A 24,130-nucleotide genomic window follows, 5' to 3' on the forward strand; every position below is an offset into this window, starting at 1 on the left:
TTTGATGGTGGACGTTCGCACTGGTTTTTGCCGGGCGATTTTTTTAAGGTGCCAACAAAGTATCCAATAGCCATCCGCCCGCCTGTCCCAGTCCGTGACGCCGCGACCAGACGGCATCAACCTGCACCGTTTTCGGCCATCCGCGAACCTGCAACTCTAACAGTCCATCGGCAGCAAATCGCTTAGCCAGCCAGCGCGGAAGTTCAGCCCAACCGAATCCAAGCTCCGTCATTTCGAGTAGTAAGAGGTAACTGGATGAGGACCAGCATAGCCCGCGGCGGCGCTCCACAATATCGTTGAGATAAGTATTAAGTCGGAGTTCTCGGGCGTCGTGCAGCATTTCTGTCGTGACATGCGGGACCGCTGCAAGTGGGTGCTGGTTGCCAACATAGAGCCCGATCTCTGAGCGCTCCGACATCGATTCGAATCCCACATCTGGCGGATAGTCCTGCTGCGCGCCAACCAGGCCAAGTTGCGCCCGACCTTCTTGCACCAGTGCCACGACATCGGTATGCTCGGCGATCATGCATTCCAGTTCGAGTTCAGGATAACGACGCTCGAATTCGATCAGGATGGAGTCGAATCGCATTGATTGGTACATATCCGACAGGACCAGCGTCAGCGTCGGTTCCAAACCACCCGCCAACCGATGCGCGGAGCGAGATAATCGATCGTGAGCGTCCAGCACTTGCTGCGCGTGGATTAGCATCGCTTTGCCTTGCTCAGTTAGCGTCGGGCGCCGGGTAGAGCGATCAAATAATAATAGGCCGAAATCAATTTCTAAATTAGCGATAGCTTCGCTGACCGTTGATTGCTGTTTATGTAATTTCCGAGCGGCTGCGGAAAAAGATCCCAGCGTCGCTGCCTCTACAAACATAAACAACGCTTCAAGAGAATGTGCCATGGCTCTCGCTAACCTTATGGATAAAAGATCAATATATCGGAAAAAACGATGGTTACTGATTTTATAGTATCAGATGTGGCGACGATAATAGCGAACATTAGCGGTAACGAAGTACGGAAGTGAAGTTCACTTACAAAGTAAATAAGAGCACGAAGTAAGCGCAGTAAATTGAATTAAATGAAGAAATAAATAGAGCTTAGGAGCTTGTATGGGTAGCACAAATAATAGCAGCATAGATATCAGCACAATGAGTGGCAAAATCACCAAAACCAGCACCGGTGAAACCCCCAATTTAAACAGCGCGTTCAATGCGGCCAAAACCGGCAAATCTTCGCATGGCAGCAGTAACCGAAAATCATTCGCCGAACGCGGCCTTCATGCGCTAATTTTCGAACTATTGGCCATTGCTATCAGCGCACCGGTATTGTCCTGGTTAATGGGCGTTTCAATGGCGCATGCTGGCCTGCTCACATTGATGATTTCATTGATCGCTATGGTCTGGAACGTCGCATTCAATGCTTTGTTTGACAGCGTGGAACGTCGCCTGAATTTGGTGCGTACGTTCAAGGTGCGGGTAGTGCATGCCGTGTTTTTTGAACTGGGCCTGATAGTGACCGTGGTGCCCTTAGCCGCTTGGTGGTTGAACATGACTCTGCTGGACGCTTTCGTCCTTGACATCGGTCTTCTGTTATTTTTCTTGCCTTATACATTGCTTTACAACATGGGTTATGACAAGGCACGTGCTTTAGTGCTTAAAAGACGACAAGCGACATCTTGATTGCATCAAACCTCTAATGTAGAGGCTGGACGTTGCACGTTATCGATACGTTGTCTTTATGATTCGAACCCACAGAACTTTCCCGGTCAGATCTACGTATTTAATTTATACATCTGACCCATCCTTTATTGCCCGGGCCCTACCGCTCAGAGGAGGCGCGGACGTAGTCCTCCTAAAGGTAAAGGTCGGCAGTTTACCGGGCTACTAACGTCAGTTACCGGTAAAACCTGACAGTGACTTCATTGTTATTTCATTCTATGATTTTCGCGTGATTCCATCAATCGCGGCCCCAACGCAGCAGACACAACACGCTCGAATCGTGCATTTTTTTATATATTAGAAAATCACGTTTATGCAAAACACCTCCATAAAATCACTACGTAAACAGTTCATCGCTTTGGCGATTCCGACACTATTATCTGGTTGGGTCTACACACTTTATACGTTCGTGGATGGCATCTTTATCGGACGCTACCTGGGCACGCAATCACTTGCGGCGCTCAATTTACTCGTTCCACTCCTATATGTGCCATACGCTGTCAGCCTGATGATCGGTGTCGGAGGTGCCACATTAATTGCACGCCTCTCCGGTCAACAGCGGTTTGACGAGGCACGGCAAGTGTTCACTCAAGCGCTATGGAGCATGCTCGTTATTGGCATTGGATTGAGCGTGGTGGTCTTGACTAATACATCCAGAATAGCCGGATGGATGGGCGCAAGCGGTGAGCTGGCGGCAATAGTAGAAGACTATATGCGTGGCTATGCGTGGTTTATTTTGTTTGCGCAGACCTTGTACGCGTTGGAGTTTTTTTTACGAACCGAGGGGACAAAAGCCGCTACGTTCGGCCTGTATGCAATGTTTTTGGGTGCCTTAGTGAATGTCTTTCTGGATTATTATTTGATCGTCTCATTGACGTGGGATATGAAGGGTGCGGGACTGGCTACAGGTATAAGCATGCTGGTCTCCAGTGTCACGATGTTCGGATATCACGTGTTCAAAGCGGTGAATATCAGACCGTGCAGGAGTGCGTTTAAGCAGGGAAGTTACATTGGCAAGATACTGTACAACGGCTCCTCTGAATTTTTGGGGGCCATTGCGGCGGTCGTCACCGTGTTCACTTTCAATCGGCTGGTGCTTAATGCCTATGGCGAAAGCGGCCTCGCTGCCTACGCTATTCTCGAGTACATGACGCTTGCCGCCACCGTAACAATGGTTGGCTTTGTTCAGAGTATGCAACCTATGGTGAGTTTTTATAGAGGAGCAAACCAGCCGCAAGCGATGCGGGTTGTCTTCTATTGTGGGACGCTGGCGGTAATGGGCGTCGCCGTCGTGGTAGCGGCTGTGATGGTCATGTTTTCGCGGCAGCTTACTTTTCTGTTCCTGCCTGATGGCGGGGCGGCATGGGAAATATTAGCGCCAGTAGTTATCTGGTACGCGTTGGCCTTTTTGCCCGCAGGTTGTAATTTGATCGCAGCTGGTTATCTGACTGCGGTCGAGCGTCCAGGTGCCTCAGCGATTATTGCTATTTTGCGAAGCTGGGTATTGTTATTAGGCGCTCTGTGGCTATTGAATGCATACTTCGGTGGCCACGCGATCTGGTACGCATTATTGATTACTGAACTGTTGACCCTGATAGCGAGTGGGTGGCTGCTTTGGCGGTATCAGCATCCACGCAAGGCACGTGTTGGCAATCACATGCTTAATCACCTTCGTTAAGCGGATTCTGCACCCACGCCGTCAGTGCCGCTAGCAACATAGCGGCACGCCTTTGGCAATGATCATCCTTTATCGGTTTGGGCAATGGGGTTTATTCAGTCACCAGGGGAGCCGCCCTTAACATCGTCTGATCACACTTGTGCGTGCACATAGACCCTGGCTTTTTCGGCATTCACAAGAAGTTGCTTTTGCGGCAAGGTCAAATTAAGAGGTGCAATGTCGCCCGCGATGCTTATGTATTCTGCATCATGAATAGCTTTAAACGTCACAAAGAACGCATCGCCGGGTAAGCCAGTGTCCTTCTTAACCATCACGACCGAGTAAATCGCGCTAGACGCATCTGCGATACTGGCGCAAGCAGCATCCAGGGTTGCATGCACTTGTTGTGCAGGTGTCTTTTTTGGAAACAGCGCGTACAACGCATTAAAGGTAACGCTGTCGCGATCGCGCGCTGCTTTTTGGACAAGTGCTGTGATGGTAGGTAAAAGGGCTTCGATGATCAAAATATTCTCCAACATGAGGGGTGAGCCAAGTAGTTGTCATTGGCTGGGGGCGCATTATCCCCTAAAAATTGGGCTGTATGATTCTTTATACTGAAATTACGTGTCGCTTTATGGGGAAAAATATCGTTCGCTGACGCTCGATTTGGGTATTTATTGCCGTCAGGTAATTCTCTTGAGAGATAGGATCAACTGCTTTATCGGCATTTTTTAGCGTTGGTTATTCTTGTTGAATTGCACAAAACAGACGCTTTCAAGAAATTTTTTCCTGATGGCGTTACCATTGTCGGCTTAGGCAGTGCGATTAACTGTTTAACCAAACATAAAGGAAATTGAAAATGCTTACATCCATTGGATATGCCGCTCACACTGCGGAGACGCCTTTAGCCCCCTTTACATTTGAACGCCGTGAACCCGGTCCGCATGATGTTCAGATCGAGATTTTGTATTGCGGCGTCTGTCATTCTGATTTACACACTGCTCGCAACGAGTGGCATAACACTATCTACCCCAGCGTACCGGGCCACGAAATTGTCGGACGCGTGACCAAGGTCGGCACGCATGTAAAAAACTTCAAAGTTGGCGAAATGGCCGGCGTTGGTTGTATGGTCGATTCTTGTCAAAGCTGTCCAAGTTGCGCTCAGGATCTGGAGCAATATTGCGAAACTGGTTTTGTCGGCACCTATAATGGCGAAGACAAACATAGCGGTGGCGTGACGCTCGGTGGGTATTCCAATAATATCGTGGTTAGCGAGAAGTTCGTTTTACATATCTCGGACAAACTTGACCCCGCTTCGGCAGCCCCGCTATTGTGCGCGGGCATCACGACCTACTCCCCCTTACGTCACTGGAAGGTCAGCAAAGGACACAAAGTTGGTATAGTCGGCCTAGGAGGACTTGGACATATGGGCGTGAAAATTGCGCATGCAATGGGTGCGCACGTTGTGTTGTTTACGACCTCGCCAGGCAAGACCGAGGACGCTTTACGTTTGGGTGCTGATGAGGTGGTCGTGTCAAAAGACCCCGAGCAGATGGCACAACACGTGAATTCTTTCGACTTCATACTCAACACTGTAGCCGCTCCGCATAATCTGGATAATTTTCTGGGTTTGTTAAAGCTGGACGGATCCATGACTCTGGTAGGCGCGCCAGCCGAGCCACACCCGTCGCCAAACGTTTTCAGTCTGATCATGAAAAGGCGCAGTTTGGCCGGGTCATTGATCGGTGGCATCAAAGAAACGCAGGAAATGTTAGATTTTTGTGCTGAACATGGGATTACTTCCGATATAGAACTTATACCTATTCAGGATATAAATCTAGCCTACGAAAGAATGCTGAAAAGCGACGTTAAATACCGATTTGTGATCGATATGGCATCGTTGGCTAAGGAAAAAAGTACTGCCTGAGTGTGACTGAAATAGCTATATACGGTATCAAAGGTGGCCATTTCTTAACAAGAATGGCCACCTTTTCTTTTTTACGTAGGAATTATTATTACGGGATTAATGCCGGCAGAATTGGTCTTGCACACATCAGGATTGTAAGTGCCACTCGTATCCCCGCACGGCCGCGCCCTCATTCAGTGCTCTGGTAGCGGAATAAACTCTGTTTCTCCCGGTACTGGTGGGAAAAAGTCCTTCTGTTGATTTGCCCATGCGGCTTTTGCGACTTCGATGCGATCCGTGGTGGTGGCGACGAAGTTCCACCACAGAAATCGTGGGCCATCGAGTGGTTCACCACCTAAGAGCATGAACGAAGCATCGCTTTGTGCTTCTACCAAGACATCAGCGCCGGTCACCAGCAAAACTAACGCTCCTTGTAGCACGGTCTGGCCATCAATCGACAGTGTGCCGCTGAGAATATAAATAGCGCGTTCGGCATAATCCGGGGCTACATGGAGTTGCGCGCCAGCGCTCAATTTGGCCGAAACATACAGTGTTTCACTGTATGTTTTGACCGGTGATAACTGGCCAAATGCCTGGCCTGCAAGAACATGCAAGTCTGCGCCTTCCAACTTCACGCGTGGAAGATTTACTGCAGGTGTGTGCCAAAATCCCGGTTCTGTTTCTTCATCTTTTTGCGGCAGGGCGACCCACATTTGCAAACCCTGTACCGCTATCCCCTGTTGCCGAATATCTTCCGGCACACGTTCTGAATGGGTGATGCCTCGCCCCGATGTCATCCAGTTGATATCGCCGGGAGTGATGCGCTGCACGCTGCCCAGGCTATCTCTATGCATCATTGCACCCGAGAAAAGATAAGTTACCGTCGCCAGCCCTATATGCGGATGCGCCCGGACGTCACCGGAAGTGCTGTCTGCAGGAAATGTGAACGGTCCCATATGATCAAAAAATACAAACGGGCCAACAGTGCGCACTTCCTCATTCGGAAGCAAGCGCCTGACCGGAAAACCAATATCACGAACCTGCGCGCGAATGATATGGCTAATACTATGCATTGGGATGCCCCTTAAGTATTGTGCAAACGGATGACGGAAACTAAATTAATCTAGAAAGTTAATCTAGAAAGCAGTCAATTTCTCCTAAATAAATATTTCTAGGATTCTAGTCGTCCTTGGGTCAACAAACACAAACCTTCTTTGATGCGCTATTTTAGCCCTCTCCGGTGCTAAAGGGGCAGCCTTGAACGGCCTAATCGGGTTCGCCTTACTTGTATCCGGCATGAAGACGGCTCGGCTTGTCCGGTTTCTTCATGCGTTTGTATGGCGTACCTTCGGACTTGCCCTCAATATTTGCTCAATATGTGGCACCATGTAAAACGATGAATACTTTGCCAATGGTAGAAACATTGTTATAGATGAGCCAGTAGCCGCGTGTTCGATTGCGCATGGCACTAAATATTTTGCTAATAAAAACATAGAAGGAGACGGTAATGAGTGGACCACTTAAAGGTATTCGTGTCATAGAAATCGGTACCTTGATCGCAGCACCGTTCGCTGCCCGCATGATGGGTGAATTCGGGGCTGAAGTGATTAAAATCGAAGCGCCGGTCACTGGTGATCCCATTCGAAAGTGGCGCAAACTGTACGAGGGCACCTCGCTTTGGTGGTATCTGCAGTCACGCAACAAGAAATCGATCTCGATTAATTTGAAATCGCCAGAAGGCATTGAGATCATCAAGCGCCTTGCCAGCAACGCTGACGTCCTGATCGAAAATCTAAAACCCGGTGCAATGGAGAAGTTAGGATTGGGTTGGGACGTGCTACATGCCCTGAATCCAAAACTAACCATGGTGCGGATTTCTGGTTACGGGCAAACTGGACCGTATAAGGATCGTCCCGGATTCGGCGCTATCGGCGAGGCCATGGGCGGCATCCGTTACACCACAGGAGAGCCAGACGGCGCTCCCGCGCGCGTCGGCATTAGCCTCGGCGACTCTCTGGCGTCGCTGCATGCGGTAATGGGCGCGTTGATGTCGATACTGCGTGTGAAGACCGGTCAGGGTGATGGTCAGGTTGTCGACGTGTCGCTGGTCGAAAGTGTCTTTAATTTGATGGAGAGTCTGGTTCCAGAATACGATCTGCTAGGGCATGTGCGTGAGCGTAGTGGTGGTGCATTGCCCGGTATTGCACCGTCTAATACTTATCCGACGCGCGACGGTGCTTACGTAGTTGTTGCTGGCAATAGCGATCCGATTTTCAAGCGCCTGATGCGCGCGATTGGTCGCGACGATCTGGCCGACGATCCGCATTTTGAACATAACGATGGTCGCGTAACTCAAGTAGGATTGCTGGATGCTGCGATTGCGGGGTGGACTTCTGCCAATTCAATCGAGACCGTATTGGCGACGCTGGAACGCGCGAATGTCCCGGCCGGTCGTATTTACTCAGTCGCTGATATTATTGCCGATCCGCATTATCAGGCGCGCGACATGATACTTTCGGCAGAATTGCCAGGCGGCGTGAAGATAAAAATGCCCGGCATCGTCCCTAAATTGTCGGAAACTCCGGGTCAGGTTAATTGGCAAGGTCCTGCGCTCGGTGCACATACAACAGAGGTATTGACTGATCTAGGATTTGCGGAGATTGATATACAAAGATTAAAAGAGAGGGGAGTTGTTCAATGACGGCCGATTTCGCCTAACCCCCACTTTGTCAAGGCATTGGCGGCACGCGAAGGATCTCAGTAAAAAAACGCGTGAGTTTGCAGCCTGGCTGATGACACCGGCGGCAGGGTTTGTTTATTCATTTGTCTGATAGGAGTAATCAGAACGCCGCCGATGTTTACATTTGCTTAGCGAAGATCGGCAGATGATTGTAAACGAACGATAGTCAGCGGGGGAGCTGACGGATAACGTTGAAATGGATGGCGTTCTCGACGGTATTCATTTGAAATATTTACATTTTAATCATAATTATAATAGTTAATTAAATATTAAAATTTATGTGACCGATCTAATGCAATGCAGTTAACCAGCGCTTAACGGCTTTCTTATTTCTGTAAATGGCGATTGTTTCTGTAAAATAATAAAAATTCTAAACAAGTATGATAACGCGTGACTTCTATCTAATGAGGTCGCTTTGATTACTTATTGCATTTACAGCGATTGCACAAAATATAATGGGTTGGAAAGACGAACGACTGCCTTACACCGCGTCAGCTGCAAAAAGAATGTCCATTACCTGGTTAGCAGGATTCTTTGTGGTTCTGGTATGTGTTTCGCTGGTTTTTGTAGACGGTTTGCGTAGCTGGACGGCGCGTACAACACAGTTGCACGAAATGGACATTGCCACTTCCAATATGGCGCGCGCAATAGCCCAGCAAGCCGACGACACCATAAAAGAAGCAGATACGGTGTTGGTGGGACTGGTTGAGCGAATCCAGACCGATGGAGTAAATCCAGCCGCACTCGGGCGGCTGCACGCTTTGCTGGCGGTTCGGGTTGCTGCGTTACCGCAGTTAAATGGCATTTTTTTATACGATGAAAATGGTCGTTGGCTAACCAACTCCCGAGCTTCGCCCGTATCGGATTTGAATAATTCCGATAGGGACTATTTCATTTACCACCGCACACATGGGGAACCGCGGCCATACATTGGACTGCCTATTCGTAGTCGCTCCACGGGCGAATGGATCATAACCTTGTCGCGCAGGATAAACCATGCCGACGGCAGTTTTGCGGGAGTGGCGCTGGCAACAATCAATATCAGTTACTTCAATAAGTTTTACGAGAGCTTCGACATTGGTCGACATGGCGCGATAACCCTGGCCTTGGATGGGGCTGTCATGTTGACCCGGCGCCCTCTTTTGAAAGACTCCATCGGTAAAAATATTTCAAATTATCCTCTGTGGAGATATGTAGTTGATGCGCAAGGAGGTGCCGGAACGGTAATTTTAAAATCGGCACTGGATGGCGTAAAAAGGTTGTATAGTTTTCGACGTCTTGACCGCTATCCTCTTTTTGTTTCAGTTGCTTTGTCTCAGGATGAGATTCTCGCAGACTGGCGTGCAGACACTTACTTGCATTCAGCAGGCGTACTTATCTTGCTGATCGTGCTGGTGCTATTGGGATTTTATTTAATCCGTCAAATCAAGGTGCGTGAAGAAGCAGAGGCAGAAATCGTTCGCGCAAGGGACGCTTTAGAGTTACTGAATCATGCGCTGCAACGGCAAACGTTGCAAGATGAGCTGACAGGGCTGTCCAATCGGCGCCATTTTGATATTGCGCTTGAAAAGGAGTTTAGTCGTGCAACGCGTAATGTCAGTTCACTCGCGCTGATCATGATAGATGTAGATTGCTTCAAGCAATATAACGATCTGTACGGGCATGTCGCCGGCGATGAATGTTTGCGGCGCATTAGCGCCATCATTAGGTCAGGGCAACGCAGGCCCGGCGACGTGGCGGCCAGATATGGCGGCGAGGAGTTGAGCGTTTTATTGCCCGGAACCGACATGGATGGCGCACTATTAATTGCTGAAAATATCCGTCTGTCGATTGCCAGCCTTGCCATTGCGCACGCAGGGTCCCCCTTGGGTATTGTGACGATTAGTGCTGGTATTGATGTTTTGATACCCGTCCGTCATAAGAATAATGCCCTGCAACTGTTACAGGCTGCCGATAAGGCCCTATATGCTGCAAAGACCGGTGGACGGAATCGCGTTTGCTGCAGCGTTCCTCCTTAACTATCAAGCAACCATAATCTGGTGAAATAGTCGCGTCCATTAAATTAGTTTTGTGCGAGACTGTGATCCAGGATCGCTCAACTTAAGATTAAATCTACATCATACTTTGCGTCATGATGTGGCTTTAAAAGTTGCTCTAAACTTTAAAGCGCGCAGACATAAGCTCTAAATACCCCGGTTACCAAACGGGGCGTTCGATACCAGAAACCGCCATTGAATACCGAGGTTAAAGGCATTAACGCAGTTGCTCCCTTATTCGATTGTTCCAGTTGCTTTTTGCAAAAAGATCGAATATGGTTTTCTGTTCGGTACTCAACCCGGTATAAAACGTTTTTGTAATCAATGCGATCTGACTCATGGAGTCCGCATTTAAACGGATTATCGTGGCGATCTTTTCCATCTTATCCGGCGTTGGCAAGTTCTCATAATCCGTTCCGAGCGCGTTCTTTGTTTTTTCTTTTGACTGGGCCCGCAATGCTGCCTGCGCATTCAGATCACGCGAGAACGACTCCCATGCCGCTTCCTGCGATGGCTTAAGATTTAACTTCTGCTTCAGATCGGCTAAACGCTTCAAATCGGCTAAACGTTTCTGGGTGGCCAAACGCGTCAGTGTTGCAGGCGTAGCCTCTTTAGGCGAGCCTATGGTGGGGACGCTCGCACTGTTGCTCTTATTTGTCACAGCTGACGCCTCTTGCGCGGACGCAGCGGCGCTTGCGCTCCCGAACAGTATTGCAGATAAAAGACATACTACAGAAGTTGATTTTTTCATTTGACGTTAATCCCTAATGTTTGCTATTTATTCGTTATTCAAAAATACGTTTTGTGATGCTGGTGCCGCGAACAACTCGCACTCTGACTAAAATAATATTCACATAGTTGGTTGTTAATTTAGCTCAGCGGGCGGGGTCAACTGTAATAAACGATCATTATCCATGCAGGTTGATAATATTTACAACCCGTTACAAAGTGAACTAGACAACTTCCAGGCCTTGGTGCGTACCAATTCTCCCATCAATGGCGAACGAAAAAATCCTTAAATTTTACTTGTAGCCGTCACGCTTAGGTGGACATTTCGCTCAAGGCAAAATGCAAACATCGTTAAATTAATTTTTTCAGAATGTGTAATTTCCGCGTAGGTCTCCAATTTTTCCTCATTTTCAGATAATTCTCGGTCCATTTTCAGATAAGTCTTAGATACTTTCCGTAAATATTTCCGTAGGATTATTAACACCAATTGCCATTTGCGTGCTGAAAAATAGGATTTTTCGCCCCTATTTAAATTTGTTGTCGACTTTAGTTGGCTGAATTTCTTCGCCACAAAGACACCCATGCTTAGTCGGGCAGAGATGCCGTCGGAATAGATTTTTTGCCACCGTCCACGCATCCGGTTTTGACCGTATGCGATGCCGCTTACCAGTTTTCAATTCGTAAAAACTTTTTTGGAAAGCTTAATTTTATAAACAAGTGAAAGGAGCCAACGGCATAGCCGAGTTCGAATTATGACCGCGATTGTGAGTAATGCGCCGGGCACTACAACTGGAAGAGATCTATTTATAAATTCAATTAAAATTTGGGGGAACAGATGAAAAGAATCATGTTAGCAGCAGGGTTGTTGGGGGCGATGACCAACCTGGCACTGGCGCAAAGCAACGTTACAATTTATGGCATTGTGGATCTGGGTATCAACTACACCGATAACGTTCGCGGAAATACACTAACGCAGCTACAAAGTGGTAACGCCAGCGGTAGTCGTATAGGCTTTAAGGGTAGCGAGAACCTCGGTAGCGGATTAAGCGCAGTGTTCCAACTGGAAAATGGTTTTAACGCCGACAACGGACGCATGGGGCAAGGTGGTCGCTTGTTTGGCCGTATGGCGTTTGTTGGTCTCAGTAGCGCCAGTGCGGGGAGGTTGACGCTTGGGCGCCAAGCCGATGCGCTGGGCGACTATCCTGGAGGGCTGACAGCCAACAACAGTTGGGGAGGTACCCTTTTTACCCACCCGTTCGATAACGATACCAGCGGCTCTTTCACGCTTGAAAATTCTCTTAACTACACCAGTCCGACGATGAATGGTCTCACATTTAGTAGCGCTATCGGATTGGGTGAACAAGCAGGATCTTTTTCGCAAAACAGTACCTACAGCTTTGGTATGCGTTACAACAATGGCCCGCTGACGCTGGCCGCCGGGTTTATTAACCTGAACCATCCGGGCATGAAAGGTGGAGTTCCATCGCAAATCGATACGGGCTCTATTTCCAACGCAGATGTTAACTTTGTTTCTGATCACCAGCAGACAATAGGGCTTGGCGCTGGTTATGTAGTGGGCGCGGCCGCGATTAATATGATCTACTTCCATACCAAAATTAAGAATCCGGTCGGGTTGCAAAGTTTTCCCGGGCAATCTGAAAACGTTGACCCTTATTTGCAGCGATTATCCGGAATAGAATTTAATAATTTCGAAATCAATAGTATGTACAAATTAAGCCCCTCATTTTCGTTGGGGACAATGTACACCTACACTCAGGGAAGTGCGCAGATGGCGGAAGGTGGTAGGCGCGTCAAACCCGTCTGGCATATGTTGGGCGCGATGCTTGATTATAATTTATCTAAACGCACCGATATTTACACGCAGGTTGCGTATCAACGCCGGGCAGGACAGCGCACAGGCACAGATCTCGATAGCGCGCATATTGCCGGCACCGCCAATATATCCTCTTCTAACCAACAAGGGGTTGTGCGCGTAGGGTTGCGTCATCGGTTTTAATATGGAATCGGTTTAACCATAAAACTGTCAGGCTTTCTTACGGAAATACATGCGGAGTCGGGCCTGAGCAATTAACGGCTCGCCCCGCTAATAACGCCCTGTAGTTTAATCAAGACCGGTTGCTGGTTAGTGAACGGAATTGGTCCGCGACCAATCTTCTCTCTCATGGTCTCTCGACGCAGCATAAAGAAGATTATCGTTGGGAAGTGTGTAGGTGATCGCAAACGGTAACTGCCAACCACCGGTACGCATTTGAATATGCTCTTAACGACATGGAAGTCGATAAAAAAAGCGCTATCAATGGATAGCGCTTTTTTATTTTTTCTGACCGAAAACTATCGATCATTGAGGGCTTACACCCTAACGCGTGTTAAAGCTCCGCACTCTGATCCAAGCTATAAATAGCGTCGTAACCATTTTTTTCACGATCACTTTCTTGTAGATCGTCGACTAACCCGATGTCGTCCAGTTCTTCGCATGCATTAAGGTATTGATTGTCAGTGGTTGCACCGATCACTCTGTATATTTCCTGGTCGGCGTTAAGGATGCCGATTAGTTTGTATTCTTGTCTGACGATGTTGAGGTCCACCACGGACACCAACAAATTAGTCATGATGATTTTGTCGAATTCAGGGATGCTGTAGTCGCCGACTAGTGCTGTTTTCAATCTAATCCTCTTGTGTATTGATATTGCCGGTGTTTGCCTGCGTGTACTTGGCGTTGTTAACGCTTGTTTTTTGCCAACTTTAATTAATTATTATTGCTGAGTTAGTGGTGGCACATCGATGCTGGCCCATTTGCGCAATACCGAGCACATTCTAAAGCCTCGTATGCGCAACCTCCCACGTAAAACGCTTATATGCCCTCAGCCGCAATAACGCACAATTTTACCTTCACAGCAGCCTTGGCGGGGCACATTTGTATTAATTGCCGACTGTCCTGTTGTGGGGATGTTTCTTTGGCAAATATTTCTAACATTTTTGGGCCTTTATCAGACGAAAATTAACATTTACCGAAAAACATTTTCGTCTGTGTTTCTTTGCGCTGCTGATTAATCCAGTCCTGCGATTCTGCAGGGCGCTTGTTTTCAAATGGTGTTCCACGATCCAGTAAACGCTGTTGTTCTAATTTATCCAGTTCGTTGATACGATCCCTTAAATGTTGGCAATCAACCGCGGTCGCATTTCCTGGCGCTTCAATTGTCGCGCGAGTGGCATTAGTTTGCGCCTGCGCAACAGATGCCAAAACCGACAGGCCGAGTGCCAAACAGAAAGTCATGAGAATTTTCATCATAAGTTTATTCGATAAGATATTGAAGGAAGTTACGTTAGTGCCGAAGTCACTTTAAATACTTCTTCCGCGGTAGTAACGCCTTCGATAATTTTAAATGCGCCAGCAACGCGCAATGGTTTCATGCCGTCAGCAATACTCTGCTGTCTTAACGCCTGAATATTGGTCTCCGCCTGAATCATTTTAGAGAATGAGGCCGTGATTGTCAGCAGTTCATACAGCCCGGTACGCCCGCGATAGCCGGTTTGGCGGCACTCGGGACAGCCAACCGGTTGATAGACAAATTGGGGCTTGGGAATGGGCAAATTTTTCACAAGATTTTGCCATACTTCGTCGGTGATCGTCCCGTCAGCACTTTTGCAATGGAGACATAAAGTGCGCACAAGTCGTTGGGCCATTATGCCGATCATGGTGCTTTCCAGCAAATAGTAAGGCACGCCGAGTTCCAGTAGTCGCATGATTGCCGACGGAGCATCGTTAGTATGCAAAGTGGATAACACTAGATGCCCGGTCAGCGCGGCCTGAATGGCCATTTCTGCGGTGGCAAGATCGCGGATCTCGCCGACCATAATAATGTCTGGATCCTGGCGCATCAAGGCGCGTACGCCATCTGAAAAAGTCAAATCGATGCTCTGATTTATTTGCATCTGGTTGAAGGCGGGTTCGACCATTTCAATCGGGTCTTCAACCGTGCAGACGTTGACCTCCGAGGTCGCCAGCGCTTTTAGCGTGGTATAAAGTGTGGTTGTTTTACCTGATCCTGTCGGGCCAGTGACTAGAATGATACCGTGTGGCCTTTTGGTGAGGGCATCCCAACGCATTGCATCCTCGGCGGGAAACCCTAACTCGGGCAATGTCTTAACAACTACTTCTGGATCGAAAATCCGCATCACCAATTTTTCACCGAAGGCGGTAGGCAAAGTGGATAAACGTAACTCTACCTCTTGTCCGTCAGCGGTCAGCGTTTTTATGCGCCCATCTTGCGGGCGGCGTTTTTCAATAACGTCCATGCGGCCCAGCAATTTGATGCGCGCCGTCATGGCGATCATCACAATCGCGGGAACCTGATACACCTGATGGAGCACGCCATCAATGCGGAACCGGATAGCGCTAAAATCTCGTTTAGGCTCCATGTGGATATCGGACGCCCGTTGCTCAAATGCATATTGCCATAACCAATCGACGATATTGACGATATGCCTGTCATTGGCGTCTACATGTTTATTGGCTTTGCCCAGTTCGACTAATTGTTCGAAGTTATTGCGTAATGATAATTCCTGGCCGCCAGATTTATGCGCGCTCTTGATCGACCTTGCCAACGTAAAAAATTGCGTGATGTACTGGCTGATATCAACCGGATTTGCAATCACCAGCTTGATGGAACGCCGCGTTATCTTAGCAATTTCCGGTTCCCATTCAGTGCGGAACGGCTCTGCGGTTGCGATAACAAGTTCGGTCGCAGTTAGCGCAACTGGCAATATATTAAACCGTGCGGCATACGTCGCAGACATAACGTCTGCCACTTTGGCGAAGTCGATCTTAAGCGGATCAATGCGATAAAAAGACAAGCCGACCTTGCGCGCCATCCATTCGGTCAGCCACTCCAGCGTGAGGGCCCGGGGCGGCGTCTGGGCGGTAAGACGTTTGCATTGCGCCACGGCGCTTAACGGATGAATAGCGATAGTAGCGTTGCGGAAAATGCTTTGCGCCTGCGCATAAAAATCTTTGGCATCGTCTCTAAGGACCGTGCCATCTGCCACCAGCCAGGTAAAGATTTGCTGCAAGTCAAGTGTTTTCGGCGCAATCTTGTTTAAACCGTTATTCATCGTTTCGTTCATCGCGTTTCATTGGCTGGTCGGTTTAAGTCCCGTCTGTCGGCAAAGCTATTTTAGTCCGCCTTCATGTTCACGCATATTTAGTTCGCCAACTTTTAATTCTCGGTGTGCCAGACCTTAATCCCGTTGACCCAGGTTTTTGCGGGCAACTTTGTTTCTAAGGTAATTTCGGTCGCACGTTCATAAAGCGTCGTAAAATCCGGCTTCCATGCAGTTTTAAAAGCAATGGCGATGACGTTACCATCGTGTACCTCAGGCAAACACCACACATCGTCAAATGCGAACAGCATGGCTTTCAGGTTTTTGGCAAAGCTTGGATGATCGCCAAATAAGTTCACAGTCATGATGCCATCATCGGTCAGGCACGCGGCGCAAGCACTATAAAACTCTGGTGTATCGAGAACCGGACCTTTTGCGGTCGCATCGTACAAATCGACTTGCAGCGCGTCAATCGTAGTGCGATTAGCCGGATTCATAACAAAGTCCATTGCGTCCATTTCCAGAACCGACAAACGGTCGTCGTCTGGTGGAAGCTTAAACATGGTCGTGCATATCGTCAGTACGGATGGATTGAGCTCGACCGCAGTGACGCGCGCAGCGGGAAATTGACGATAGCTGAACTTGGTCAACGCAGCGGTACCCAAGCCTAGCTGAACGATATGTTTTGGTTGGTCATTGAATAACATCCACGCCATCATTTGCTGGGCGTATTCAAGTTCCAGCCAGTCTGGCTTGCGTAAACGCATCGCGCCCTGGACCCACTCGGTACCAAAATGAAGAAAACGGACGCCGTCTTGCTCGGACAAAGTAACGGGAGCGAACTTGGGCTTGCGCGGAGGTTTTGGTTCGGCTTTAGGTTCTTTAGTATCGATTTTTTTCAGGCGCTTGCTGGGACCTGCTTTAAGATTAGCTTCGGCTTCGATGGATTTGCGTTTGATCAGCATTGTCTGAGTATTGGTAAGACGTAAATTGTTGCATTGAAAGGTGAAATTGGGGTGACATCCGATAAAAATAGTATCTTTACCGCATGATACCGCGCCAGAGGGCTAGCTTCTGCACAAATGTAGATTGCGCGTTGGCTGGCGAGGATGACGGCAAGATCAGGGTCTCAAAACCAGCCGCCTCAAACTGACCGGCAAACTTGCCAGAAGTCTTTCCATTAAAGCAAATCCGAACTAATTGCGGACAGCGTTGCTGTAGCAAATCAAACTGGTTAGCGAGAGGATGGCGAATTGCGCTGTCGAGACTACCACTACGCTCACATCCCGCAAGAACGTCCCATAAACCTACCCCACGCGAAAGTAACCGCGTCAGGCGGTCCGCATAAGCCAAAGTGACAAGATCATCAGCGAGTACCGCCGATAATAAGGACCAGAATTGATTGCGTGGGTGACCGTAATATTGTTGCGCGGCTAACGACGCGACTCCTGGGAAGCTCCCCAAAATCACGATGCGCGTATTTTCATCGATGACCGGGGCGAAACCTGTGAGGCTGGTATTTTCAGGCTTAAGGATAGAAGAGGGTGACGCTGTTAGCATACGGTGTTTGGACGTTAACATCTCAGGGATCGGTATATTATCGACTTTATGCGCCTTTTAGCGTGATGTAACATGCGTGCATCCTCAAGCGAACAAAGGGTATGCGCGAATCGTACTTGCGGCCCTGTAAATGTAAAGTTTATATGTTATCTCGCCTTTTTCAAATCGTAATTGGTTTGAACTGATAATAACTACTATGCACGAAAGTGTCTTGCCCACCTAAGCGAGTTATTCTGCTTATATTAGGTTCTCAGTTTACTATTTTATTCAGGAGTATCCGCATGCATCAACCCGTGATTCTGATTACCGGTGGCAGTCGCGGCATTGGCGCTGCAACGGCAATTTTGGCAGGTGAGCAAGGCTACGCAGTGTGCGTCAATTATGTCCGCAACCGCGATGCCGCTGAAGTAGTGGTCAGCGCTATCGTAGCGAGAGGTGGGACTGCGATTGCAGTTGCGGCTGACGTCGCCATAGAGGCAGACGTAGTAAGACTTTTTGCGATGGTCGATGCAAAGCTAGGGGTGCTGACGGCATTGGTCAACAACGCTGGCATTCTCGAAACGCAGATGCGTCTTGAGCAAATGGATGCCGCGCGTTTGCAGCGAATCTTTGCAACCAATGTCATCGGTAGCTTTATTTGTGCCCGCGAAGCGGTCAGGCGCATGTCTACGGCGATGGGCGGCAAGGGCGGCGCGATTGTCAATGTATCCTCGGTGGCATCCCGCATAGGTGGCCCCGGAGAATACATTGATTACGCTTCATCTAAGGGGGCGATTGATACCATGACAACAGGATTAGCCAAGGAGGTCGCCCAACAAGGTATTCGGGTAAATGCTGTCCGGCCTGGGGTTATCTACACCGACATCCATGCCAGTGGCGGTGAAGCCGGGCGGGTGGACAGAGTAAAAGACGCGATTCCAATGCAGCGTGGTGGTGGTTCGGATGAAGTCGCGCAAGCAATAATGTGGCTGCTGTCGGATCAGGCATCCTACTCGACGGGCGCGTTTATAGACGTTTCTGGCGGCCGTTAAACGCTGCACAATGTTTTGGTAGCCAGTCGTGGCTTTAATTTACTATTGTTCGCCATTGCTCGGATTTGCCGCCGGAATGTTACTGCTAGTCGCAGTAATGCTATTGACTCTGCAGGTGCTACCCGTTGCCGCCGTATTGCCGCTATCGATTATCTTATCTGTTGTCGCGGATGAGGGTGAACAAGTCTTGAGTATTTTTTAGGGAAATAAAGGGTTTAACCAATGCTTGTGACATTTGCCACCTTACTTGTTTTTCAGTGTCTGGGCGAGGGCATCACCTTTGCCCTCAATCTACCCATACCCGGACCTGTCGTCGGTATGCTGCTGTTGTTTGTGGCATTGCTACTTGTTCCCGGACTGCTGGAGCGCATTGAAGAAACCGGTAGCGAATTATTACGTCATTTATCGCTTCTATTTGTACCCGCAGGCGTCGGTATTGTTGTATCTGCCGCCACGGTCCGCGGGCATTGGCTGGCAGTGATTGTATCGGTTGTGGCCAGCACCATTCTTACGCTGGCGGTGACGGCAACGGTAATGCGCTTGACTATGCCGCGGCGACACCAGAAGGACGATGCAATACCCGAGGTGCTGCAGGACGATCCTGCTGCCCCTGACTTAAGCAGCATTCCACCCAAAGGGAATGAGCATGCATAACATTGCGCAGTTGGGGACCATCTGGGTGTACCTTGCCGGCTCACCATTACTCGGCTTGACGCTGACTTTGTGCGCCTATACAAGTGCGTTCTGGGTATATAGCCGTTGTAAGTTTTCTCCGCTCGCTAATCCTGTCGCTATCGCCATTGCGTTAATCGTAGTGATACTGAAAAGTACCGGAATGTCATATCAGGATTATTTCTCCGGCGCGCAATTCGTGCATTTTTTACTTGGTCCCGCCACGGTGGCGTTGGCGATTCCTCTGGCGCGTCAGTTGCCACGCTTGCGCCGTTCATTTGTGCCGCTGGTCTGCGGATTGTTTACCGGTTCCGTGACGGCAATCATTTCAGCAGTAGCCATCATTGTGCTGATGGGCGGATCTTATCAGTTAGCGATCTCTATCGGACCGAAATCGGCGACCACGCCTATAGCCATGGGCGTTGCCGAAAAATTAGGTGGCCTTCCGGCATTGACAGCGGTGCTGGTTATTGGCACGGGTATTTTCGGTGCGGTTATTGGGCGATTTCTGTTCAACTGGATGCGCATCGATTCTCACGAAGTACGTGGGTTTGCATTAGGTGTGACCTCGCACGGGATCGGCACTGCGCGCGCGTTTCAGGTCAGTGCCGAGATGGGGGCTTTCGCTGGTTTGGGAATGGGAATGAACGGCGTGCTGACGGCATTTCTTGCACCATGGCTAATACCGATACTCATCAACAATTTATCGCCGTTTATCTCAAAGTGACGGCAAGGCGACTTAATGACCGGATTAAAGTCCTATCTGGGTATCTGGGAATCCGGCCTCAGCCCTTCTTGTTTGAGACGGATGCATGAAGAGTCGGTTTAAAAAGATGGTCTCGGATGGATGCATTTCGTTGGCGGAACTCAGCAATTACGATGTTCCACTTTCCCTTTTTTTGCTAAGGTCTTCCGCTATCGCTGCGTTCTTCGCCTCAATTAAGGTGTTATTGGGCTTTTTTTTTGTCGCCTGACTAGGAACGGCGGGCGCCGCCGAAGGCATCGGTTGCTCCTTTCTTGATCCGAAAGTCAGTGCGTAAGCCCAGGTAAACTCAGCGCCCATCAGAAATATCTGAGCGGAGTAGTACACCCACACCAGTACGGCGACCAACGAACCGGCAGCGCCAAATCCTGAAGTCATACCGCTTTTACCGATATACAGACCGATCAAAAATTTTCCGATTGTAAAGAGTAGGGCGGTAACGGCGGAACCGATCCACACGTCGGCCCAATCAACCTTTACCCGCGGCATAAATTTGTAAATCATTGCAAACAAGACCGTGATGAATGCAAAGCTGATAATAAAATTTATTAAATGACCGAGAATTTCCCATCCTTCGAACAGAGAACCCCAAACTGTCCCTAATGCAGCGAGCGCTGCACTGATTACCAGCGATACAATCAACAAAAATCCGATACCCATTATCATACCGAAAGACAATAGGCGTGCGCGCAGTAAGCTCCAGATTCCTCCCTTGTCTCTTTTGGGAGCACGCCATATGCGATCTAGCGCAGTCTGCAGTTCTCCAAAAACCGTGGTCGCACCAACCAGCAACAAGACTCCCCCTACCACCGTGGCGGCAATGCTTTGGCTCGGCTTACTGGCACTTTCAAGCAGTCCTTGCACGGCTTGGGCACCTTGCGGGCCCATCAATTCTTGCAGTTGCGCGACAATTTCGCCGCGTGCGGCGTCTACGCCAAAGATTAGTCCGGCAATTGAAATCACAATCAAGAGTAACGGGGCGATTGAGAACATGGTGTAGTAAGCCAGCGCCGCACCCATGCTTTGCGCATAGTCATCGACCCAGGATGAGGTTGCGGCTTTAATCAGAATCCAGATATTTTTTAACGTCATGACATCTCGCCGCAACGATGAAAATGCTTATTCTACCAACATTTTTGGGTGTCGTTTACCTTAACTGTTTGTAGGACTGTGTCTGAATTACCGCATTACCGATTTACTTTCCGCACTTATCTTGGAGTTAACTTTGCAGTTTACAAATGCAAGGAAGGCAGCCGCGTTAGTGCTGGCAATTCTTCGAAAGATCGAAATTGCCAAATGTTAGATTATTTACTATATTAAAAATTATCATTCACTTGGAATGCGTTATTACCCACCACGCCAATCAGTCACAAGCGAAACCAGGTGGGCTTTCATTTGTTCACCGTCAAAGGAAAAAAAATGAAAAGATTGCTCAAAACTCTTTTTTTCAGTGTTGCAACCTTTGGGTTTACTACTGGTGCGCCCGCGGCGACTGATACTGCAAAAACAACCTACAAGGCGGCTGAAGACAGCGCTACCGCGACCTATAAAGCCTCACGCGCCAAATGCGATGCTTTGAGCGGCAATCCTAAGAATGTATGTATCGAAGAGGCCAAAGCAACCGAAAAACGTAGTAAAGCCGAAGCCGAAGCGCATTACAAAAATACCCCGAAAGCATACATGGGAGCGCGCATCGAAGCAGCAGACGGCGACTATGCAGTTGCCAAAGAGAAATGCAATGCGTTCAACGGAAATGCAAAAGACACTTGTGCCAAGGAAGCAAAAGCAGCACATACCAAGGCAGTAGTTGATGCAAAGTCCAACAAAGAAATGAATGAGGTGCAAACGAAAGCGACGATGGACAAGCGCGACGCCGACTATGACGTGGCAATCACCAAGTGCGATTCTCTGGCCGGGTCTGCTAAGGACAGCTGCGTCGCAACAACCAGGGCCAAATATAATAAATAAATCGGCATAACGGCACGTTGTATATGCGTAGGTGAACGGTTCCGCAGATGGTCAATCAGATGCAATATTTGTTTGAAAAATTTGACGACTGAAGACTCAGGGTGTATTTATTGTTTATAAAAATAGGGAGCATCTGGCTCCCTGTTTTTGGTATTTCTTTTAAACTTTAGTGATACTTACTTCGCAGACAGACCTAGCAACATCTCATTGAGGCGTTTCACAAAGGAGGCCGGATCAGCCAGTGCGCCGCCTTCGGCTAACATTGCCTGATCGAAGAGAATATTCGCCCAGTCGTCGAATTTCGATTCTTCGTATTTCAGACGCTGTACTAACGGATGGTCTGGATTGATCTCTAAAATTGGCTTGGAGTCTGGAGCGTCCTGACCAGCGGCCTTCAACATCCGCATCAAGTTGCCGGATAATTCGTTAGTATCGGCGACCAGACAGGCAGGCGAATCAGTAAGGCGGAAAGTAACGCGAACATCTTTAGCTTTGGCAGCGAGCGAAAGCTTCATCTTTTCAGCCAGATCCTTGAACTGGGTTTCAGTTTCTTCGTGCTGTTTCTTCTCAGCTTCGTCTTCCAACGTGCCGAGATCCAGTCCGCCCTTGGCGACTGATGCCAACTCTTTACCTTCAAAGTCTTGCAAGAACGATAGCATCCACTCGTCAACACGGTCAGTTAGCAGCAATACTTCGACACCTTTTTTGCGGAAAATTTCCAGATGCGGACTGTTCCTGGCCGCAGTAAAAGTTTCGCCAGTGGCGTAATAGATCTTGTCCTGACCTTCTTTCATGCGACCGATATAATCGGCGAATGAGACTGTTTGGGCGTCGCCATCATTATTGGTAGAAGCAAAGCGAAGTAGTTTGGCGATACGATCCTTATTGGTCGCATCTTCTCCCAGGCCTTCTTTCAGTACTTGGCCGAACTGGGTCCAGAACGTTGCGTATTTGTCTTTTTGTGCCTGGTCATCGTTATTTGCCAGTTCTTCCAGCATGCTTAATACACGCTTGGTCGAGCCTTCGCGGATAACGCGTACATCACGCGATTCTTGCAGGATTTCACGTGAGACGTTCAATGGCAAGTCTGCTGAGTCAATGACGCCTTTAACAAAGCGCAGATAGACCGGCATTAATTGTTCGGCGTCGTCCATGATAAAAACGCGCTTGACGTATAGCTTAATCCCGCCCCGCTTGTTGCGATCCCATAGATCAAATGGCGCACGTGCAGGGATGTACAGTAATTGCGTGTATTCGCTGCGGCCTTCTACGCGATTATGGGTATAAATCAGCGGCGCTTCGAAGTCGTGCGAGACGTGTTTGTAGAACTCGACGTATTGCTCTTCAGTGATGTCCGACTTGCTGCGCGCCCACAATGCGCTGGCTTGATTGACGGTCTCGAAATGTTCGGTAACAAGTGTTTCTTTCTTTTCTTCGTCCCATTCTTCTTTCTGCATCAGGATCGGCAGTGAGATATGGTCGGAATATTTCTGAATGATCGATTTGAGTTTCCAGGCTGACAGAAATTCATCTTCCTCGGGACGCAGGTGCAAAACGATGTCGGTGCCACGGCTGACCTTGTCCATCGCTTCGATGCTGAATTCGCCAGCGCCTTCGGATTCCCAGCGCACACCTTCGGTCGGGTTGGTGCCAGCGCGACGGGTTTCAACAGTGATTTTGTCGGCAATAATAAAGGCGGAATAAAAGCCCACACCGAATTGACCGATTAATGCAGCGTCTTTTTGTTGATCGCCAGACAGTTTGGAGAAAAATTCCTTGGTACCTGATTTGGCGATGGTGCCAAGGTGCGATATCGCGTCGTCTCGCGTCATACCGATACCGTTGTCGGATACGGTAATGGTGCGAGCGGCCTTATCAAAAGTAACCTTGATTTTTAGCTCTGGATCAGTCTCGAACAATGCACCGTTGTTAATCGCTTCGAAGCGCAACTTGTCGGCAGCATCAGAAGCATTCGATACCAACTCGCGCAAGAAAATTTCCTTGTTAGAGTACATCGAGTGAATCATCATTTGCAGCAATTGTTTGACTTCTGCCTGAAACCCCAGGGTTTGCTTTTCGGATACGGCCATTGTTTTTACCTCTAAAAATGAAAATAAATGGAAAAAATCGACGCTATTACTGGACGGTATCAACCACCCGCACAAAAACGAATTTTCTCAAAAATGGGGTGCACTTTGACTATTTCAAGGGGTTTTCGTGGGTTTG

At 48.7% G+C, this 24,130-nt stretch carries 21 protein-coding genes; 10 read left to right on the forward strand and 11 right to left on the reverse strand.

The genetic code is table 11. From position 1 onward, the window contains the following. Nucleotides 1-43 precede the first annotated feature (43 nt). The gene (locus HAV38_RS04965; protein WP_168052938.1) at nt 44-904 is read right to left on the reverse strand and encodes a LysR family transcriptional regulator; all 861 of its coding nucleotides are present in this window, start codon (nt 902-904) and stop codon (nt 44-46) included. Between the two features lie 208 nt (nt 905-1,112). Here HAV38_RS04965 and HAV38_RS04970 point away from each other — a divergent pair, with 208 nt between their 5' ends. Together HAV38_RS04970 and HAV38_RS04975 are read left to right on the forward strand one after the other, a co-directional pair. Next, complete coding sequence (locus HAV38_RS04970) at nt 1,113-1,682, forward strand: multidrug/biocide efflux PACE transporter (RefSeq protein ID WP_260326315.1); 570 nt, start codon at nt 1,113-1,115, stop codon at nt 1,680-1,682. 352 nt (nt 1,683-2,034) lie between these two features. Then, nucleotides 2,035-3,399 carry an MATE family efflux transporter gene (locus HAV38_RS04975; RefSeq protein WP_168052940.1) on the forward strand — a complete coding sequence of 455 codons (1,365 nt, stop codon included), beginning with the start codon at nt 2,035-2,037 and terminating at the stop codon, nt 3,397-3,399. 131 nt (nt 3,400-3,530) lie between these two features. Here HAV38_RS04975 and HAV38_RS04980 read toward each other — a convergent pair whose 3' ends face one another. Further along, nucleotides 3,531-3,917 (reverse strand): hypothetical protein, encoded by a 387-nt coding sequence (locus tag HAV38_RS04980; RefSeq protein ID WP_168052942.1) that lies wholly within the window; start codon nt 3,915-3,917, stop codon nt 3,531-3,533. 320 nt (nt 3,918-4,237) lie between these two features. Here HAV38_RS04980 and HAV38_RS04985 point away from each other — a divergent pair, with 320 nt between their 5' ends. Beyond that, entirely contained in the window at nt 4,238-5,305 is a 1,068-nt protein-coding gene (locus HAV38_RS04985) for an NAD(P)-dependent alcohol dehydrogenase (protein WP_168052944.1), read from the forward strand. A gap of 173 nt (nt 5,306-5,478) precedes the next feature. On the opposite strand, the gene HAV38_RS04990 is transcribed toward HAV38_RS04985, so the two are convergent. Further along, on the reverse strand, nt 5,479-6,357 hold the full coding sequence (locus tag HAV38_RS04990; RefSeq protein WP_168052946.1) for a pirin family protein: 879 nt from the start codon (nt 6,355-6,357) through the stop codon (nt 5,479-5,481). A gap of 434 nt (nt 6,358-6,791) precedes the next feature. Between HAV38_RS04990 and HAV38_RS04995 the strand changes: the two genes are divergently transcribed. Together HAV38_RS04995 and HAV38_RS05000 are read left to right on the forward strand one after the other, a co-directional pair. Next, complete coding sequence (locus HAV38_RS04995) at nt 6,792-7,985, forward strand: CaiB/BaiF CoA transferase family protein (protein ID WP_168052948.1); 1,194 nt, start codon at nt 6,792-6,794, stop codon at nt 7,983-7,985. A 545-nt stretch (nt 7,986-8,530) separates the two neighbouring features. Beyond that, nucleotides 8,531-10,042 carry a sensor domain-containing diguanylate cyclase gene (locus HAV38_RS05000; RefSeq protein WP_168052950.1) on the forward strand — a complete coding sequence of 504 codons (1,512 nt, stop codon included), beginning with the start codon at nt 8,531-8,533 and terminating at the stop codon, nt 10,040-10,042. A gap of 235 nt (nt 10,043-10,277) precedes the next feature. On the opposite strand, the gene HAV38_RS05005 is transcribed toward HAV38_RS05000, so the two are convergent. Then, nucleotides 10,278-10,721: a Spy/CpxP family protein refolding chaperone gene (locus tag HAV38_RS05005; protein ID WP_168052952.1), complete on the reverse strand. Its 444-nt coding sequence runs from the start codon at nt 10,719-10,721 to the stop codon at nt 10,278-10,280. A gap of 903 nt (nt 10,722-11,624) precedes the next feature. Between HAV38_RS05005 and HAV38_RS05010 the strand changes: the two genes are divergently transcribed. Next, entirely contained in the window at nt 11,625-12,806 is a 1,182-nt protein-coding gene (locus HAV38_RS05010) for a porin (protein ID WP_209216610.1), read from the forward strand. A gap of 370 nt (nt 12,807-13,176) precedes the next feature. Here the strand turns inward: HAV38_RS05010 and HAV38_RS05015 are convergent, their stop codons facing one another. The 5 genes from HAV38_RS05015 to HAV38_RS05035 all read right to left on the reverse strand — a co-directional run bounded on the left by HAV38_RS05015 (nt 13,177) and on the right by HAV38_RS05035 (nt 17,491). Continuing rightward, nucleotides 13,177-13,473, reverse strand: a complete 297-nt coding sequence (locus HAV38_RS05015; protein WP_245182195.1) for a hypothetical protein — start codon at nt 13,471-13,473, stop codon at nt 13,177-13,179. 335 nt (nt 13,474-13,808) lie between these two features. Continuing rightward, nucleotides 13,809-14,099, reverse strand: a complete 291-nt coding sequence (locus HAV38_RS05020) for a hypothetical protein (RefSeq protein ID WP_168052956.1) — start codon at nt 14,097-14,099, stop codon at nt 13,809-13,811. Between the two features lie 29 nt (nt 14,100-14,128). After that, on the reverse strand, nt 14,129-15,922 hold the full coding sequence (gene tfpB / locus HAV38_RS05025) for a type IV pilus assembly ATPase TfpB (RefSeq protein ID WP_168052958.1): 1,794 nt from the start codon (nt 15,920-15,922) through the stop codon (nt 14,129-14,131). Nucleotides 15,923-16,026: 104 nt separating this feature from the next. Next, nucleotides 16,027-16,875, reverse strand: coding sequence for a spermine/spermidine synthase domain-containing protein (locus HAV38_RS05030; RefSeq protein WP_168052960.1), 849 nt, complete (start codon nt 16,873-16,875; stop codon nt 16,027-16,029). Nucleotides 16,876-16,951: 76 nt separating this feature from the next. After that, nucleotides 16,952-17,491, reverse strand: a complete 540-nt coding sequence (locus HAV38_RS05035; protein WP_375791649.1) for a DNA-deoxyinosine glycosylase — start codon at nt 17,489-17,491, stop codon at nt 16,952-16,954. A 260-nt stretch (nt 17,492-17,751) separates the two neighbouring features. On the opposite strand from HAV38_RS05035, the gene HAV38_RS05040 reads away from it, so the two are divergent. The 3 genes from HAV38_RS05040 to HAV38_RS05050 all read left to right on the forward strand — a co-directional run bounded on the left by HAV38_RS05040 (nt 17,752) and on the right by HAV38_RS05050 (nt 19,900). Beyond that, on the forward strand, nt 17,752-18,501 hold the full coding sequence (locus HAV38_RS05040; RefSeq protein ID WP_168052962.1) for an SDR family oxidoreductase: 750 nt from the start codon (nt 17,752-17,754) through the stop codon (nt 18,499-18,501). Between the two features lie 222 nt (nt 18,502-18,723). Next, complete coding sequence (locus HAV38_RS05045) at nt 18,724-19,155, forward strand: CidA/LrgA family protein (protein ID WP_168052964.1); 432 nt, start codon at nt 18,724-18,726, stop codon at nt 19,153-19,155. Beyond that, complete coding sequence (locus HAV38_RS05050; protein WP_168052966.1) at nt 19,148-19,900, forward strand: LrgB family protein; 753 nt, start codon at nt 19,148-19,150, stop codon at nt 19,898-19,900. The genes HAV38_RS05045 and HAV38_RS05050 overlap by 8 nt, the downstream gene beginning before the upstream one ends. A 147-nt stretch (nt 19,901-20,047) precedes the next feature. On the opposite strand, the gene HAV38_RS05055 is transcribed toward HAV38_RS05050, so the two are convergent. Then, complete coding sequence (locus HAV38_RS05055) at nt 20,048-21,028, reverse strand: YihY/virulence factor BrkB family protein (protein WP_168052969.1); 981 nt, start codon at nt 21,026-21,028, stop codon at nt 20,048-20,050. A gap of 303 nt (nt 21,029-21,331) precedes the next feature. Here HAV38_RS05055 and HAV38_RS05060 point away from each other — a divergent pair, with 303 nt between their 5' ends. Then, nucleotides 21,332-21,904, forward strand: a complete 573-nt coding sequence (locus tag HAV38_RS05060; RefSeq protein ID WP_245182196.1) for a hypothetical protein — start codon at nt 21,332-21,334, stop codon at nt 21,902-21,904. Nucleotides 21,905-22,080: 176 nt separating this feature from the next. Here HAV38_RS05060 and htpG read toward each other — a convergent pair whose 3' ends face one another. Beyond that, nucleotides 22,081-23,994, reverse strand: coding sequence for a molecular chaperone HtpG (gene htpG, locus HAV38_RS05065; RefSeq protein WP_168052971.1), 1,914 nt, complete (start codon nt 23,992-23,994; stop codon nt 22,081-22,083). Nucleotides 23,995-24,130 lie beyond the last annotated feature (136 nt).

Origin of the sequence: Glaciimonas immobilis (assembly GCF_011947285.1) — a bacterium.
In the GTDB taxonomy this organism is placed as follows: Bacteria; Pseudomonadota; Gammaproteobacteria; order Burkholderiales; family Burkholderiaceae_D; genus Glaciimonas; species Glaciimonas immobilis.

Bases quoted from the DNA above. Each gene is read 5' to 3' on its own strand.
- tfpB (WP_168052958.1), bottom strand. From the start codon at position 15,922: ATGAATAACGGTTTAAACAAGATTGCGCCGAAAACACTTGACTTGCAG.
- HAV38_RS05010 (WP_209216610.1), top strand. From the start codon at position 11,625: ATGAAAAGAATCATGTTAGCAGCAGGGTTGTTGGGGGCGATGACCAAC.
- HAV38_RS05035 (WP_375791649.1), bottom strand. From the start codon at position 17,491: ATGTTAACGTCCAAACACCGTATGCTAACAGCGTCACCCTCTTCTATC.
- HAV38_RS05020 (WP_168052956.1), bottom strand. From the start codon at position 14,099: ATGATGAAAATTCTCATGACTTTCTGTTTGGCACTCGGCCTGTCGGTT.
- HAV38_RS04975 (WP_168052940.1), top strand. From the start codon at position 2,035: ATGCAAAACACCTCCATAAAATCACTACGTAAACAGTTCATCGCTTTG.
- HAV38_RS05000 (WP_168052950.1), top strand. From the start codon at position 8,531: ATGTCCATTACCTGGTTAGCAGGATTCTTTGTGGTTCTGGTATGTGTT.
- HAV38_RS04970 (WP_260326315.1), top strand. From the start codon at position 1,113: ATGGGTAGCACAAATAATAGCAGCATAGATATCAGCACAATGAGTGGC.
- HAV38_RS04990 (WP_168052946.1), bottom strand. From the start codon at position 6,357: ATGCATAGTATTAGCCATATCATTCGCGCGCAGGTTCGTGATATTGGT.
- HAV38_RS04985 (WP_168052944.1), top strand. From the start codon at position 4,238: ATGCTTACATCCATTGGATATGCCGCTCACACTGCGGAGACGCCTTTA.
- HAV38_RS05030 (WP_168052960.1), bottom strand. From the start codon at position 16,875: ATGCTGATCAAACGCAAATCCATCGAAGCCGAAGCTAATCTTAAAGCA.
- HAV38_RS05040 (WP_168052962.1), top strand. From the start codon at position 17,752: ATGCATCAACCCGTGATTCTGATTACCGGTGGCAGTCGCGGCATTGGC.
- HAV38_RS04965 (WP_168052938.1), bottom strand. From the start codon at position 904: ATGGCACATTCTCTTGAAGCGTTGTTTATGTTTGTAGAGGCAGCGACG.
- htpG (WP_168052971.1), bottom strand. From the start codon at position 23,994: ATGGCCGTATCCGAAAAGCAAACCCTGGGGTTTCAGGCAGAAGTCAAA.
- HAV38_RS05050 (WP_168052966.1), top strand. From the start codon at position 19,148: ATGCATAACATTGCGCAGTTGGGGACCATCTGGGTGTACCTTGCCGGC.
- HAV38_RS05055 (WP_168052969.1), bottom strand. From the start codon at position 21,028: ATGACGTTAAAAAATATCTGGATTCTGATTAAAGCCGCAACCTCATCC.
- HAV38_RS04995 (WP_168052948.1), top strand. From the start codon at position 6,792: ATGAGTGGACCACTTAAAGGTATTCGTGTCATAGAAATCGGTACCTTG.
- HAV38_RS05045 (WP_168052964.1), top strand. From the start codon at position 18,724: ATGCTTGTGACATTTGCCACCTTACTTGTTTTTCAGTGTCTGGGCGAG.
- HAV38_RS04980 (WP_168052942.1), bottom strand. From the start codon at position 3,917: ATGTTGGAGAATATTTTGATCATCGAAGCCCTTTTACCTACCATCACA.